Genomic DNA, 15,370 nt, shown 5'->3' on the forward strand with positions numbered 1-15,370 from the left:
GCTCATCCCCTTTTTCAATTATGACAGGAGTATCCATGGCCAATAGCAATGACAGCGCCGAGGCGGTCCGGCTCGATAAATGGCTCTGGGCGGCGCGCTTTTACAAGACCCGCGCCCTGGCCAAAGAGATGATCAACGGCGGTAAAGTACATTACAACGGTCAAAGAGCCAAATCCAGCAAGCTGGCAGAAGTCGGTGCGCGCATTAGGTTACGCCAGGGATATGACGAAAAAGAGATCGTCATAAAAAAAGTTTCCGGTGTCCGTCAGGGAGCGGCTATCGCCCAGAGCCTGTACGAAGAAACGCCGCAGAGTATACAAAAACGGGAAAGCAATGCTGAAGCCAGAAGGCTCAACATACTGCATAATCCGGCGCCCGATACCAAGCCGGATAAGAAACAGCGGCGGCAAATCATTCGCTTCCGCGAGACCTGAATTAACTGTGAGAAACCCAATGAACCAAGATACTCTCCATCGCTATCTGTTTGATAACGCTGATGTAAGGGGTGAACTGGCCCAGCTTGGTGACAGCTATCGCCAGATAATTAGCACCCACGATTACCCGGAGCGCCTTAAGGTCCTGCTGGGTGAATTGCTGGCGGCGACTTCGCTGCTGACGGCAACACTGAAATTTGAAGGTGATATCAGTGTACAGCTTCAGGGGCAGGGTGGTCCGGTGTCACTGGCGGTGATCAACGGTAATAACCGCCAGGAATTAAGGGGTGTTGCTCGCTGGCAGGGTGAGATTGCCACAGATGCAACACTGGATCAGCTCTTTGGCCAAGGTTATATGGTCATCACCCTGACCCCGACTGAAGGAGAGCGTTACCAGGGCGTCGTGGCGCTGGATAAGCCCAGCATCGCCGAATGTCTGGAGAGCTACTTTGCCCAATCCGAGCAATTGCCTACAGGTATCTGGTTATTTGCCAATGGTGAACATGCCGCTGGTATGTTGCTGCAAGTATTGCCGAGTGAGCTGAGTGAAAATACCGAGTTTGAACACCTGACTCAGCTGACCGCGACTATTAAGGCCGAAGAACTGTTCAGCCTGCCGGCTACTGAAGTCCTGCACCGTCTTTACCACCAGGAGCAGGTACGGTTGTTCGATCCAGTAAGCGTCAGCTTCAAGTGTACCTGCTCCCGTGAGCGCAGCGCTGCAGCCATCCGCACCCTGGCGAAGGAAGAGATAGACGCTATCATTCAGGAGAAGGGGCTGGTGGAGATGGGCTGTGAATATTGCAACAGTCACTACCGCTTCGATGCCATCGATATTGAAGCCATTTTTGCCAACAGTCAGACACCGAATACTCCCCAATAATGGGGCGATATTCAGTTGTTTTTAAGAGAGCGAGTGATCGCTCTCTTTTTTTTGTCATTTTTCAGAACATGCTCACACTTTAGCCGCGGCTTAAGTTACAATCGCGCCAACCCGACAGCAGACCGGGACTATACCAGACCTCATAATAGATGGAGACCTTACTTATGGCGGCAGAAGCAAACCGCATTCAACTCAACCTCAACAGTGCCCAACTGGTCGAGCAGGCTATTCTGCGCGGCGAGGGCACTCTGACAGCCAACGGCGCCCTGGTGGCCCAGACCGGCGAGCGCACAGGCCGTTCACCCGCGGATCGTTTTATTGTCAAGGAGCCGGGTACCGAGGCAGATATCGAGTGGGGCGCGGTCAACCAGGCGTTTGAACCTCAGAAGTTTGCCGCACTGTGGGAGCAAGTCGAAGCCTATCTGGCCGACAAGCAAGTATTTGTCTCTGAACTGGAAGTCGGCGCCGATGCTGATCACTATTTGCCTATCAGAGTTACAACTGAATACGCCTGGCACCAATTGTTTGCCCGTAATCTGTTTATCGTACCTGAGCACTATAACCAGAGCCACAAACCCGAGTGGCAGATCATCAACGCGCCAGGCTTTGTTTGCTCACCCGAGCGCGATGGCACTAACTCGGACGGTACAGTGATCATCAACTTCGCCGAACGTAAGGTATTGCTGGCCGGTATGCGCTATGCCGGTGAAATGAAAAAATCCATGTTTTCGGTACAAAACTTCCTGCTGCCGGCTAAAGATGTACTGCCGATGCACTGCTCGGCCAACGTCGGCAAAGACGGTGACACAACTCTCTTCTTTGGTCTTTCAGGTACAGGCAAGACCACACTGTCTGCCGATCCCAAGCGTTTCCTTATCGGTGATGACGAGCACGGCTGGGCCGAAGGTGGCGTCTTCAATATTGAAGGTGGCTGCTATGCCAAGTGTATCGACCTCAGCCAGAAAAATGAGCCGGTGATCTGGGATGCGATTCGCTTCGGCACTGTGCTGGAAAACGTGGTACTGGACGCGCAGCGCGTGCCCGACTATAAGGATGCCAGCCTGACCGAGAACACCCGCGCCGCTTACCCGCTGGAGCACATAGCCCAGCGCAAGGAAGACAACCGTGGCAACGAGCCACACGCCGTTGTGTTCCTCACCTGTGACGTTTCCGGCGTCCTGCCCCCGGTAGCCAAACTCAGTAAGGAACAGGCGGCTTATCACTTCCTCTCAGGTTATACCGCCAAGGTGGGTTCCACCGAAGTGGGTTCAACCGCCGCGATTCAGTCAACCTTCTCCACCTGTTTCGGTGCTCCCTTCTTCCCTCGTCCTGCCGGGGTTTACGCCGAGCTGCTGATGAAGCGTATTCAAGCCTTCGGCAGCCAGGTTTACCTGGTGAATACAGGTTGGACTGGTGGCCCTTACGGCGTGGGCAAACGTTTCGATATTCCCGTCACCCGCGCCATAGTGGATGCCATCGTCAGTGGTGAACTCAAAGAAGTGCCGACCGAACATATCGAGCAATTGAACCTGGATGTTCCGGTTGCTATTCCCGGCGTCGACAGCGCGCTGCTCAATCCGGTCAACACTTGGGCTGACAAGGAAGAATACGCCAAGTATGCCAAACAGCTGGCCGAATCCTTCCAGAGCAACTTCGCCAAGTATCAGGTGTCTGATGCCATCAAGGCCGCAGGCCCCAAAGCCTGATAACAACAGATGTCACTTAAGCGGCTCCTCAATGGAGCCGTTTTTATTGGCCAATTCCTGCTCTTGTCATAAAAGGGATTTAGTCTATTCAATGGACTCGCAAAGACTTAGTGCTTTCGGGGGGTTGTGATCACCCCAAAGGCTAAGGAAAATGCATCTTCAAATTTAATTAATCACGGACGATCAAATGGTTAAACCAAAGTATCTCGCAGTACTCCTTAGCGCCACGCTGCTCTCCGCCTGCGGTAATTCCGACTCAGATGACAACCAACCACCTGTGACCAAGGATATCAGTGTTCTGGGGCAGGTCAGTTATTTGGGGGCTGTACCTGGTGCCGATGTCTGCGCCGATCTCAATCGTAACTTGTCTTGTGATGCCGATGAGCCCACAACAACAACCGACAGCGACGGCAAGTATCAGCTTGATTGGCGCAGCGATGATCCTACGGCCAACTATTATCTGCTGGCCAGCTGGATAGCGCAGGTTAGTGACAATTCCTCAGTCAAACGGCAGCACAATAAGCAGAGTGTCGCTGCCCGGACCGCAGATGATGGCAGTCTGGTGCTTTTTGCCCAGAACCAGCATACAGGCGCCATCAACCTGGTGACCCATTTGGAATTCAGTCGTTTCCAGCAGATGCTGCAGGTGGGCATTAGTGATGCCCGGCGCGATTCCCTGCTTCAGGAACTCAGGCAGTTATATTCTCTGTTGTTTGCCTCTGAAGGCGAGAACCCCTACCAGCTCCCAGCCGAGGTCACAGCTACGCCGACCTTTGCCGAGGCATTTGGGCTACTGCAACATATTCACGCTTTGACTGCAGCTCAGATAGAAAAGCTTCTCGGTGAAGGCAATCAAGAGGCAATTCTGGCGGCCGAACAGACTCTGGCTATGACCCTGAATGAGTTGCGACACTTGATTGCCGCCAGTGGTCAGACAGCGGCGACATTCCTGGCCACAGATCCTCAAGAGGTGCGTAACAAGGTAAACAACGCCATGGTGGCCCTGGGTTATCTGGAACCTCTTGATGATAAAACCATGAACGACAATGACTGGGTGATAGTGCTTAATGGCTTGATGGAAGATGATGAGCAAGTTCATCTGTTGGATCTGGGGCTGACTGGCGCGCCGGAGTTTTTCTCCCTGCAATATGGTGACCTTTCAAAATTTTTGATCGGTAGTGTCAACCAAGGCAAGGTCTTGGCTCAGGATATCACTCCGGGAGATGAGGTCGCCAACGAGTGCTGGAATACCCAAATGGAGCGCTGGATAAATGCCGAACGCAAGGATCAAGGCTATCGCCCAAGTGCGCCGGTTATCGAAGGCAATCAACTGCATACTTTTTATGATGGTACTCAGGTGCCAATCACTATGCAGGTGGACAAGTACCAGACCAGCGATGAAGACTGGCAAAGCTTGCTGGCAGCTACCCCGGCTGCCCTGCAGTTGGCCAAGCTCGAATGGCCTGGACAGGTTTACCGCATCTGGACAGCGCAGCAAGCCGATGTGATGTGTCGCAATGAGGAGTTTGTTGCTTGGGAGATGCCGGTTGCCAACGCCGAAGCTCTCGACTCCAGGGCGCTGATAGCCCTCTTCTGGCCTATAGCAACAGAGGATGAGATTACCCTGGATGGTGAGCAGCGTTTTACGCTGAACTTTGGCTATGGTCCTGAAAGCTATGAGTGGCAGCTGCTCCAAAGCCCAAGCGGCGCACCTTTGTTGCAGCTCACTGAGCTACTGGACAATCCAGAGCTGGCCGACAAGGTTTTGCCCAGTGCATATTTGATCCAAGGTGGCCAACTCATTGAAGTGGATATCTACCGCGCCTTTGATTTCGATGCCGGCAGGCAGCAGTTACGACTCACCTACGAGCAAAGCTTCAGCGAGCCCTTGTATCAACATTTGAAGCAATTGGCGCAGGCCAATTGAATACGGTGTGATGGAAGTGAATGTTTGTTGCTATCGCCTTCAATGAAGGAATCGCGATAAAAAAACGGCCCTTACGGGCCGTTTTGAGTTCTGGGGAGATAGATGAGTTGTTTGGCGGCTTAGTTGGCGGCAGCCTGCTGACCGGCGATACGGCCAAAGACAATGATGTCTGTATAGGCGTTGCCACCCAGGCGGTTGGTACCGTGAGTCAAACCTGTTACTTCACCGGCGGCAAACAGACCTGGGATTACCTTGCCTTGTTCATTCAGCACGTGGGTCTTGGTATCTGTTACCAGACCACCCATGGTGTGGTGTACTGATGGCGTGGCTTTCAGGATCCAGTATGGGCCCTTGCTCAAGTCCACCAACCCGGCTCTGTGGTTGAAGGCTTCATCCTTACCGGTTTTCGCATAGTGGTTCACATCCTTGATGGTCTTCTTGAGGTTTTCCAGCGGAATGTTGAATACCTTGGCGGCTTCCTCGATGCTGTCCACTTCATACATCAGACCACGGCTGGTGAAGTCTTTGTATTCACCCTGGTGCATACCAATGGTACCGGCCACATCGTCGATGTCTTTGTTCCACAAAACATAGGTGTAACGACCGGGTTGTTCCAGAATCGCATGGGAGATCACGTCGCGACGTTCCAGCTCTTCCACAAAGCGCTCACCGTTTTGGTTGACCAGAATCGCGCCAAAGAAACGGGAGTCGGCGATCAGGGCAATGGCGCCAGTCTCTGGGTTACAGATAGGGTAGGTTTGGATATAGCCCAGGTTGCGGGTATCGGCATGGATCTTTTCACCCATGACAATACCGTCACCTGTACCACCTGAAATACCTGTTGTACCGTAACGCTCATCCAGCTCTGGGTTGTATTGCTTGCGCATGGCTACGTTGGCAGAGAAACCACCGGTAGCGACGACAACACCGCGCTTGGCATGATAAGTGATCTTCTTGCCGTTTTTGGTCGCCTCAACACCGACCACACGGCCGTTGTTGTCCATCAGCAGACGGTCGGCGGTAGTGTTGGTGTGAATAGGCAGACCGACTTCTTCGGCTTTCTTGGCAAATTTGCCGATCACTTCGGCGCCTGTGTGGCCTTTGGGGATCAGGGCACGCTTGACGCTGTGACCACCAAACTGGAACAACTGGTTGGGATAGAACTCAACCTTAACATAGTCACGCAGCCACTCGGCGGCATCGACAGCATTGTCCACCATCACCTTGACCATCTCGGGGTCACCCTTGAAGTCGCCCCCTTTGAGTGTGTCCTGGATAAATAGCTCTTTGGAGTCGGTAATCTCCATGTTTTTCTGTACCCAGCTACCGGCTACGTTCATTTCGGCGCCGGAGATCAGCGAGTTACCACCTATGATGGGCATTTTTTCAATGATAACGGCAGAAGCACCGGCTTCCATGGCCTCCAGACCAGCACTGAAACCGGCACCGCCTGAACCTATCACGACCACGTCATAGGTGTATTCGGCTGGTGTCAAAGCTTCATTATGCTTGGCAGTGGCACTTGCAGCTACCAGGGTCACCCCGGCAGCTTCAATACTGGCGGCTACGGCTTTCTTGAGAGCATCCGAGGTCACGGTTGCACCGGTAACCCCGTCAACATCTACAGAGTTGTTATCTATGATGGCTTGCTTCACATCCTTGAACGCGGCTGCGGCCAACACAGGGTTTTCTTTTTGCTTCAGCACGTCGATAGCCACAATACGGCCATCCTGAATGCTGGTTTCAACCTGGATCTCACCATGCTTGCCCTGGGCAGTCCCCTGACTCTTGATGATCTCATGGGTCACCTGACAGCCGGTAATCACCACGGCAGTGGATACGGCCACGCCCAAAACGGATTTGTTCAACTGCATATTCAGTTCCTGTCGATTAAAAAAGGGAGCCTGGCTCCATTGTTAAAACTGGTATCCGAAAGCCAACCCATACTCGATACCGTCGTTGTACTGTGCGCCCCAGCTATCGTACTGAGTCAGGTGCAATTTGCCGTAGAAGGCATCGGTAAAGTGGGTCTGCCATCCCAGAATGATCTGGTGCCCATAGCTGTCGTAACTAAACAGCTTTTGGTGCTCTTCGTCCCTGTCTATCTGCGCTTCGTAGTTGACGGATAAGTTATGCTTCAATCCGGCAAAACTCAGCGGGTATTTGGCGTTGAGCACCAGGGCGTAACCTGAAATGTCATTGAAGTTCTCATCTGTTGGTGAGAAATGACCAAAGGTATAGTTGAAGCCAACCCCATAGTTCAGTGCCAAATTGCCAAACTTACTGTTGTGCGTAACCCCCAGATAAAGGTTGTCTTCGACCAGAGTCTCACTGGCAGAGATAAAGTTCTGGGCCCAAAAGTTAAAGCCGCTTTCACCCAGTTTGTGCTCTATGATTGCCAATGCCTTTAGAGTGGTTTTACCATCTTCATTCTTCTGGTTTTCTGCGACTTCCCCCGGATTCTCCAGCTTGATATTAGCGAAATAACTACCCCAATCGGCCAAACCCAAATGATTCAGCTTGAGAAAGGGCTGATTAAAGACGCCAGGGTTATCATCTTCGGTATCACTGGTATAAAATTTATAACCAAGATCCAGGCTGGTTTTGGTCACATCGGCCTGCACATTGGCAGAAAATGCCATAGCCAGTGCCACTCCACTCAACAACCATTTTGAGTTCATAATATTTCCTCAGACAAATACAATGCCAAGCAATTGAAAAATTTAAACACATGAATTAGACGAGAAAATAATAATTAATTGTTACCAATAACTGCTGTGATCTTGGTCGATTACAATCCTTAAAAAAATAAACTATGTGGTTTAAGGAAGTAGGTGATAAGAGAACATAAATTAAGTGAAAATTCCGTCAAATAAATTAAAAAGAGACAGCCAAAGCCATCTCTTTTTAAAATAATAATAGCCAATCTATAAATGTAGGGCTTAGTTCACACTTTCCTTTAGTCTGTAATTTCTATCTCGGCAATAAACATTTGTGGAGATCTATATTCCTTGAATTGCCAGCCCAGCTGTTTAGCCAGCCGTTTGACCAACATAAGTCCCAGACCAAAGCCCCTAAGACCATCTTGTAAGGTCGAGTTACTGACCCTGATACGTTTACCTCTCTGCTCCACCTTTACCTCACCTGTGCCATGTTCGAGTGCGTTACGCAGCAGATTATTGAGCATGATGGACAGAGGCTCTTTTAACGCCTGAAGTTGGGTATCGTCGCAGTCCAACTGAATCACGCCCTGCTTGCCCTGAGCATGTTCCTGCTCGGTGGCCAACTGTTGCAGCAATTCAGCCGGCATCAAAGATTGTTTCTCCAGCTGAGTGCTGCTCTTGTTGGTGAGCCAAAGCAGAGTTTCTATGATGGATTTCATCTGCGCAGTCGCCTGGCTGGCGGCCAATACAGGCCCGGTCAGCTTGCCCCACTGCAGGGTGAGCAGCTCAAAGGATGACTGGCAGATAGCCACAGGAGTACGCAGTTCGTGGCTGGCAAAGCGCAGGAAGTTGAGCTCCCTCTGTTGCGCTTTTTGTAATTGCTGCAACGAAGTATTGAGAGCATCCACTATCGATTGCAGCTCGGCATAGCCTTGTTTGGGAAAACTGAAGCCATTCATGCTTTGCCAGTCGTGTTGCTTGATCGCCTGACTGATTTTGTGCACCGGGGTGATCACTTGCTTTTGCATATGAAACGCCAAGCTGGCCACCACCCCGAAGGTCATCACTATCAGCAATAAAATGGCGGTCATGTTCTTGGGCGCAAAAACAAGATCATGGGTGGCATCATAATGCAGCCATAGATACAGCGGCTGGCCTGAAGCCGTGTAGTGGACACTCAAGGCATCGATATAGGGGCCATCAAGATGCTGGTAGCGGATGCCGGTTTCTGCAGTGGGAGGCTGAAAGTCATTGATAGCTTTTATCTTATCCGGTACCCGCTGCCAGTCGGCAAACACACTGATGTTGTCGGTATCCAGCTCGGTACTGCCTTGGGTAAATACCGCCTCGGCTGCCTGGCCTGCGTTATGCAAGGTGATTTCATGCATGGAAAACATGCCGGTGCACATCATGCAAAGGGGAATGATGCTATTGATGGCCAGAGTGACCGCCAGAAAAATAAGCCCATAAATTTGATAGCTGCGCTTGAGGCTGAACTTGGGCATCATCTTCAGTCACTCCTCAGGCAGAGTCCTACCCCGCGAATAGTGTGGATTAACTGGCTGTCGAACGGTTTATCCACCACCCGCCGCAGCAGATGCAAATGGCTGCGCAAGCTGTCGCTGTCAGGAGGGCAATCGGGCCAGAGCATACGCTCTATCTCTTCCCGCTCCACGGTTTCCGGGCTGCGGCGAGCCAGCAAGGCCAGTATCTGCCAGCCGGTGCGGCTCAGGGACAACAACTGCCCTTGGCGATAGGCCTCGTGTTTGCCAAAGTCCATCTCCAGCTCACCCAGTTGTAATCTTGGAGGTGCCGGACGGCGCTGAGCCACGACTCTTAGGCGGGCCACCAGCTCCTCCATGGCGAAGGGTTTGATCAGATAATCATCGGCGCCGGCATCAAAGCCGCTCAACCTGTCATCCAGACCACTGCGGGCGGTGAGCATGATCACCGGAGTAGTCATACACTGGGCCTTCCAGCCCTGACATGCTCGCACACCGTCCCCGTCGGGCAAGTTGAGATCCAGCACCACCACATCGAAATGCTGCTGTCTCAGCAGTTCATTGGCTTGAGCCAGGGTTTCGGCATAGTCACATTCAATGCCCTTTATCGCCAGGTACTGAATGATATTGTTTGCCAACAGACGATTATCTTCGACCAGCAGTATTAACATGTCAGATCAACTCAAATTGATGGGCCAGATGGATCAGATTTGCCCTGTTGCTGGCACCCAGTTTTTTACGCATTGACTCCATATGGTATTCAACCCCACGGACACTAATGTGCAGTCGATCAGAGATCTCATGATTTTGCAGTCCGGTTGCCGCCATTCGCAGCACTTTTCTGGCATTGGCCTTGAAGATCCTGCTTTGCAGAAACGGGTTGAATCTCTGTCTGTCATGTTCAAACAGCAGGCTTTGGGCCAAGATCAAGGTTTGCTGTAAGCGTTCCGTGGCCGGTTTGGGATGGCCCGACGCCAGTAGTGTGAAACGACCAAACCAAGTCGGGTTGGCATAGCTGGGCACGGGGAAGCTCAGAACAGTGTCATAACCATGTTTGGCGAACAGGATTTTTACCGGGTCATCCTCTTGCCAGCGGTAACACCAGGCTTTATCGGCGCTTAAAGACTCGGCGAAATTATTGTCGCTGCGGGCATAGTGTTCCAGATAGTACTGTTGCAGGGTTGCTATCCGACAGGAGGACGCCAATGACGCGATTGGCCGGCGTAGCCACACGGGGGCGAATAGGCCTTGATTTCCCGGGTGTTCCAAATACTCCCTGGCGTTGCTTGGTAGCCCTTGAAACCAAAATCCCTGGAATCCCTGCGCGGCAATCAAAGGACCGACGGTTTGCAGCACTTGCTTTAAACTGCTCTCTGCTTCTGTGAGTGCAGTCTTGTTCAATACTGTACTCATGCGATTACTCCTCAAGAACAAGAATCAAAGCTAAAATAACCTAGGCTATGAAGTGAACAAAGATAGTTGAAACAGATATATAGGCTAGGCTACAAAAATGTAACTCTATGTAAATTCGTCGGTTATTTTGACGTTATTTTGACGTTATTTTGACATCGATTGTTCTATGGTGCCAAAACAAGCAGCAAGTTGGATATAGCGTACGCTTGACTCTAAGGCGACTGCTATGGCCTCAAGAACGCTAAACATCTTCTCGTATTGGTTAAACTGCCTAGCAGCAGTCCGCATCAGGTCCCCATGAGTATTCCACCACCAAGGTGGCTCATTATGTCTGAATCCAAGACATCTGAAATTCAGTGCTCAAAAACCCATTGAGCAAAGGCTATTTCCGGTTCTCTCAATATACGAGCCCCGGAGGTCAATCCTACCGGGGCTTGGTTTTCTTAGAACTTCATCAGGAATTGCGTCGAGGCCTCGACATCTGGGGTAAACAACCTGTCCTTGTCGTAGTAAGCCACCTGTTTGCGCAGCGCCTTTAACAGTTGCTCATTCTGGGGTGACAACTGCCTGTGGTTAACTTTCTTCTGCAGGTCCATCGCCTGGGCCACCTGCATCAGCTCAAAGCCATAGATGCGTGCCACACCATCCACCACCTTGCTGAGATTCTTGCCGGCCTGGAAGTAGTTGCTGAAGTTATCCTCAATGCCGCCTTGGTTGGCTATACCATAGAAGGACACGGGGTTGGCCGCATGGGCTATTTCGACAAACAGGGCGGTGAAACCATTTTGTAAAGTATAGAAAGCTTGCCCATTGGCATCATCAGGGTCGACTAGGGCTCTTGGTAAACCTGTGAAGTAAGGGTCAATCAACTTGATCTGGCGGTTGCTGGAGTATTTGCCCAACTGCGCCATGGCATTGATAAAGGCCTCGGTCTGGGACGCCAATTGGATAGTATCGAAGTTGGCAGAGGAGTTAACTGCTCCTGATACCGGCCCTTGGGTAAAATACTGTGCCACTTGTGGGGCATCGGCGTAACGTCCGGGTTTGGCATTGATGTAAACCGTAGGATTATCATCAGAGCTGTTGATCTGAATATTCACCAAGGTTTCCAACTGTTGCAGCTGCGACATGGCATGGGCCACAGGCCAGTGAGCACCGCGATAGGATAGCGCATCCTGCAACGGCCGCTTTTCGTCGCGCTGGAATAGATATCCACCCTCCAGATTGGCCAAAATCTCTTGACCTACTTTCTCGACATTAGGCATAGGTCTGGCCGCCAGGGTATGAGGCAACAGAGGGCTGATATTGCCGTTGATCCCTTCAAGGGCTGCAGCAATGAGTCTCGGAGAGAATTGGATGATCTGGCGGGCATCACCAATAGCATTGACTACCTGTGCCGTTGCCAGAGCATTATTGGACAGAATCGAGAGTGAATCCTTACCGAAAGGTACCAACGGCTTGATGCCGGCTTGTTTCATCGCTTTGGCGGCAGACATCCGCTGACCTTTGTAGAACACATCCCACTCGCCCATCATGGCGGCACCTATGTGTGAGGCCAGCAGAATATCACTCAGTCCCACAGAGCCATCTTCCGGCACAACGGGAATAATGTCTTCGTTGATAAACTCCTGGTAGATGCGGGCCACGTCCGGCTGTACACCAACATGTCCCGTGGCTATCTGATTCAAACGAATCGTCATCGCCATTTTCACGGTTTCCGGCGCTATCGGTTGGCCGCTGGCCGCCGAGTGGGTAAACAGCATGTTACGGTTAAAATCTTCCGATAGTTTGCGGGCTTCGGCACTCAAAGAACCGTCTTTGCCGAATACCGGGGTATCCTTGTTCTTGCCTACCCCAACGGTGAGTCCGTAGACCGGCGTGCCTTGACGGGCAGAATCTATCAGGAGTTCATGACTGGCATGAATTGTCTTTTGCGCTTCTTTGCTCAGAGCCACCTGTACTTGTTTATCTTTCAGCTGCAGTAGCTGCTCTATTTTGAGTGACTGACCATCCAGGGTAATCACCTCTGCCGCAGAAGCGCACCCCAGGGGTAAAGCCACTGCCGAAACTATCAATATATTGGATAAGCCTCTCATCAATACTGTTCTCCAAGAATTAAATGACTTTATCAGAACTTATTAATGTGAACGCCAAAAACGCTATTGATAATTTAAATGGCTGCCACATTAAATCACTACTTTACTTATATAAGTTATTTATCCAGCCGCTAATAAATACTGGTATAAATATAAGATTCTTTTTTAATTTTCTCAGTTAAGAAATTACAGCACAGGAAATAACTAAAGAAGCGAGATTGGATATTTATTCAGACTGGACTGCAAATATGTAAATTACTGCCATTGCATGCCATTTTTTGACATTACTTTGACGAAACAAAATTTAGGGAGGTGCAGTTTGCTTTCATTGTTATAACCACAACAGAAAGGGAGAGTCACTCCGGGTGACTTGCAGGGCTGAGTAAATTGGTGAAAGATAGAGCGCTTCAACAATAACAATTATCCTGTACCCGGAGCCTTTCATGCGCATGCTGTCCCTGCTCTGGCTCGCTGTCGCGACGTTACCCGGCGCCGCACTTGCCGAACCAGCCACCCAAGCCAACACCTACATCAATGATGCCATTTTGCCGCCGCTCAAACCCTGGAGTGGTGCCAGCGAGGCCTTAATGCGCCCAGCCGACGACAGCTGGGCCACGCCGTTTGAGCAATCCGGCGGTATTGAAAGCCCAAGTTATCAGCAAACCTTTGCCTGGCTGGATAGGCTGATGACCCAGAGCAACAAGCTTAACAAGGTGAGCCTGGGCAAGAGCCCCCAAGGCCGGGATATCTGGATGATAGTGGCCAGCGCCGAAGGTGCCGCCACCCCGGCACAGCTGAGACGCAACCACAAGCCCAATGTTCTGGTGCAAGCCGGGATCCACTCGGGTGAAATTGATGGCAAAGATGCCGGCATGATGTTATTGCGGGATATCATAGTCGGCGACAAGGCCGAGCTGTTGGAACAGGTCAACCTGCTGTTTGTGCCGATTTTCAGTGTCGATGCGCACGAGCGCTCCAGCCAAAGCAACCGGGTTAACCAACGCGGCCCGCTGAACATGGGCTGGCGAACCACCAGCCAAAACATCAACCTCAATCGTGACTACGCCAAGGCCGATAGCATAGAGATGCAACACATGCTGACCGCCATCAACGACTGGCAGCCGCAGCTGTATATCGATGTGCATGTCACCGACGGTATCGACTACCAATATGATGTGACCTTTGGTTACAACCTGTCTCAGGGGCTGAGTCCCGCCGGCTACAACTGGCTACAACAGGAATATCGCCCGGCGATAGAACAGGCTCTGACCCAGGCAGGTCATATCCCGGGGCCCTTGGTCTTCGCCTTGGACAATACCGATTTGAGCAAGGGCATGTCACTGTGGAATGCTTCGGCCCGCTACTCCAACGGCTATGGCGATGCCAGACACCTGCCGACAATATTGATTGAAAATCACAGCCTCAAACCGTTCCGGCAACGGGTACTGGGCACTTATGTGATGCTGGAGCAAACCCTCAAGACGGTGGGCGCCAAAGCGACCAAGTTGCGCGCGGCGATAGAGAAAGATAAGTACCGCTATCCACGACTGGTGACCCTGACCTGGAAGTCACAAAAGCAGCCGCAGGGCTGGGATTTCAAAGGCATAGACTATCAACTGGAACAGAGCTCTGTTTCGGGCAAACAAGTGGTGCGCTGGACTGGCGAGCCTAAGCTTTATCCCAACCTGCCGGTAATAGGCAACACAGAGGCAGATATTAGGGTCAGTCGCCCGGCCGCTTACTATATTCCGCCTCAGTGGCAAGAGGCGATTGCCAAGCTATCGCTGCACGGCATTCGTATGAGCCGCCTGGAACAACCTCAAACACTGAAGCTGCAACAGTATCGCCTCAGCGAACCCCAGTTCGCCGCCAGTGACTATGAAGGCCGCCAAAGAGTCAGTGCCAAAGCCAAACTGGAAAAGGTTGAACTCACCTTACCCGTCGGTACCGTCAAAATAAGCACTGAGCAGCCGCTTGGCGATCTGGCGATGATACTGCTGGAGCCGCAATCGCCCGACTCACTGCTGCAGTGGGGTCTGTTCAACACCATATTCACCCGCACCGAATATATTGAGGACTACGCGGTTGAACCTTTGGCACAACAGATGCTGGCCAACTCCAAAGCGCTCCAGGCTGAATTTGACCAGGCGCTCAAAGACCCGGCTTTTGCCGCCGATGCCAAGGCCAGACTGCGTTGGTTCTACGAGCGCAGCCCTTACTATGACAAGGCTTACCAGGCTTATCCCGTCTATCGCGCCAGATAGGCCCTGACAATAAGCTATCCAGGAGTCGAGCGATGAAGCAGCAGAATGAGTTACAGGGAGGCTGCCTGTGTGGCGCCATACGTTATCGGCTCGAGGGTGAACCGTTCGATGCCGACCACTGTTACTGCAGTCAATGCCGTAAGAGCACAGGGGCTGTGGTGGGCAGTTGGATGGACTTCAGGCTGGAGCAACTCACTTGGCAGGGGGAAGCCGTGCGGGAATATGCCTCTTCGGCCAAGATCTGCCGCGGCTTTTGTCCGAATTGTGGCACCAGCCTGAGTTATCGCAGTCTCGACCATCCAGAATTTATCAGCTTGAGTATTGCTTCTTTGGATGACCCAGACAGGGTGGCACCCAGATATCATATCTACTGCGCCGACAAACCCGCCTGGCTGCAGATTACTGACGACTGCCCCCGTTATCCCGGCAATCGCAGTCAAGGCGGCTAGTCGTCGGCAGAAGCGTAATGGCGCAATAAAAAA

Annotated in this window: 12 protein-coding genes; 6 read left to right on the top strand and 6 right to left on the bottom strand. The window is 51.7% G+C overall.

Going from position 1 to position 15,370, the window contains the following annotated elements:
- The first annotated feature begins 35 nt into the window (after positions 1–35).
- From hslR to CX651_RS05095, 4 genes are all read left to right on the top strand, one after another.
- Positions 36–434 carry a ribosome-associated heat shock protein Hsp15 gene (hslR, locus tag CX651_RS05080; protein ID WP_101054217.1) on the top strand — a complete coding sequence of 133 codons (399 nt, stop codon included), beginning with the start codon at positions 36–38 and terminating at the stop codon, positions 432–434.
- A gap of 19 nt (positions 435–453) precedes the next feature.
- The gene (gene hslO / locus CX651_RS05085; protein ID WP_101054220.1) at positions 454–1,317 is read left to right on the top strand and encodes an Hsp33 family molecular chaperone HslO; all 864 of its coding nucleotides are present in this window, start codon (positions 454–456) and stop codon (positions 1,315–1,317) included.
- A 164-nt stretch (positions 1,318–1,481) separates the two neighbouring features.
- On the top strand, positions 1,482–3,023 hold the full coding sequence (locus CX651_RS05090) for a phosphoenolpyruvate carboxykinase (RefSeq protein WP_101054222.1): 1,542 nt from the start codon (positions 1,482–1,484) through the stop codon (positions 3,021–3,023).
- Positions 3,024–3,210: 187 nt separating this feature from the next.
- Complete coding sequence (locus tag CX651_RS05095) at positions 3,211–4,950, top strand: hypothetical protein (protein WP_101054225.1); 1,740 nt, start codon at positions 3,211–3,213, stop codon at positions 4,948–4,950.
- A 119-nt stretch (positions 4,951–5,069) separates the two neighbouring features.
- Here the strand turns inward: CX651_RS05095 and urdA are convergent, their stop codons facing one another.
- From urdA to CX651_RS05125, 6 genes are all read right to left on the bottom strand, one after another.
- A complete protein-coding gene (urdA, locus tag CX651_RS05100) occupies positions 5,070–6,824 on the bottom strand; it encodes a urocanate reductase (protein ID WP_101054228.1) in 1,755 nt (584 codons plus the stop codon).
- Positions 6,825–6,866: 42 nt separating this feature from the next.
- The gene (locus tag CX651_RS05105; RefSeq protein ID WP_039035159.1) at positions 6,867–7,631 is read right to left on the bottom strand and encodes an outer membrane protein OmpK; all 765 of its coding nucleotides are present in this window, start codon (positions 7,629–7,631) and stop codon (positions 6,867–6,869) included.
- Positions 7,632–7,909: 278 nt separating this feature from the next.
- Positions 7,910–9,121: a sensor histidine kinase gene (locus CX651_RS05110; RefSeq protein ID WP_101054231.1), complete on the bottom strand. Its 1,212-nt coding sequence runs from the start codon at positions 9,119–9,121 to the stop codon at positions 7,910–7,912.
- A gap of 2 nt (positions 9,122–9,123) precedes the next feature.
- Positions 9,124–9,786, bottom strand: a complete 663-nt coding sequence (locus CX651_RS05115; RefSeq protein ID WP_025010621.1) for a response regulator transcription factor — start codon at positions 9,784–9,786, stop codon at positions 9,124–9,126.
- 1 nt (position 9,787) lies between these two features.
- Positions 9,788–10,528, bottom strand: a complete 741-nt coding sequence (locus tag CX651_RS05120) for a helix-turn-helix transcriptional regulator (RefSeq protein WP_101054234.1) — start codon at positions 10,526–10,528, stop codon at positions 9,788–9,790.
- A 443-nt stretch (positions 10,529–10,971) separates the two neighbouring features.
- Positions 10,972–12,624, bottom strand: a complete 1,653-nt coding sequence (locus CX651_RS05125) for an HAL/PAL/TAL family ammonia-lyase (protein WP_101054238.1) — start codon at positions 12,622–12,624, stop codon at positions 10,972–10,974.
- A 443-nt stretch (positions 12,625–13,067) separates the two neighbouring features.
- Here CX651_RS05125 and CX651_RS05130 point away from each other — a divergent pair, with 443 nt between their 5' ends.
- On the top strand, positions 13,068–14,888 hold the full coding sequence (locus tag CX651_RS05130) for a M14 family metallopeptidase (protein WP_101054241.1): 1,821 nt from the start codon (positions 13,068–13,070) through the stop codon (positions 14,886–14,888).
- 32 nt (positions 14,889–14,920) lie between these two features.
- Entirely contained in the window at positions 14,921–15,337 is a 417-nt protein-coding gene (locus CX651_RS05135) for a GFA family protein (protein ID WP_101054244.1), read from the top strand.
- Positions 15,338–15,370: the final 33 nt, after the last annotated feature.

Origin of the sequence: Shewanella chilikensis, assembly GCF_002836945.1 — a bacterium.
GTDB lineage: Bacteria > Pseudomonadota > Gammaproteobacteria > Enterobacterales > Shewanellaceae > Shewanella > Shewanella chilikensis.

What these genes read in the sequence shown, in the direction of transcription:
- CX651_RS05120 (WP_101054234.1), bottom strand. Translation starts at nt 10,528, where the DNA reads ATGAGTACAGTATTGAACAAGACTGCACTCACAGAAGCAGAGAGCAGT.
- CX651_RS05115 (WP_025010621.1), bottom strand. Translation starts at nt 9,786, where the DNA reads ATGTTAATACTGCTGGTCGAAGATAATCGTCTGTTGGCAAACAATATC.
- CX651_RS05125 (WP_101054238.1), bottom strand. Translation starts at nt 12,624, where the DNA reads ATGAGAGGCTTATCCAATATATTGATAGTTTCGGCAGTGGCTTTACCC.
- CX651_RS05110 (WP_101054231.1), bottom strand. Translation starts at nt 9,121, where the DNA reads ATGATGCCCAAGTTCAGCCTCAAGCGCAGCTATCAAATTTATGGGCTT.
- hslR (WP_101054217.1), top strand. Translation starts at nt 36, where the DNA reads ATGGCCAATAGCAATGACAGCGCCGAGGCGGTCCGGCTCGATAAATGG.
- urdA (WP_101054228.1), bottom strand. Translation starts at nt 6,824, where the DNA reads ATGCAGTTGAACAAATCCGTTTTGGGCGTGGCCGTATCCACTGCCGTG.
- CX651_RS05105 (WP_039035159.1), bottom strand. Translation starts at nt 7,631, where the DNA reads ATGAACTCAAAATGGTTGTTGAGTGGAGTGGCACTGGCTATGGCATTT.
- CX651_RS05090 (WP_101054222.1), top strand. Translation starts at nt 1,482, where the DNA reads ATGGCGGCAGAAGCAAACCGCATTCAACTCAACCTCAACAGTGCCCAA.
- hslO (WP_101054220.1), top strand. Translation starts at nt 454, where the DNA reads ATGAACCAAGATACTCTCCATCGCTATCTGTTTGATAACGCTGATGTA.
- CX651_RS05135 (WP_101054244.1), top strand. Translation starts at nt 14,921, where the DNA reads ATGAAGCAGCAGAATGAGTTACAGGGAGGCTGCCTGTGTGGCGCCATA.
- CX651_RS05095 (WP_101054225.1), top strand. Translation starts at nt 3,211, where the DNA reads ATGGTTAAACCAAAGTATCTCGCAGTACTCCTTAGCGCCACGCTGCTC.
- CX651_RS05130 (WP_101054241.1), top strand. Translation starts at nt 13,068, where the DNA reads ATGCGCATGCTGTCCCTGCTCTGGCTCGCTGTCGCGACGTTACCCGGC.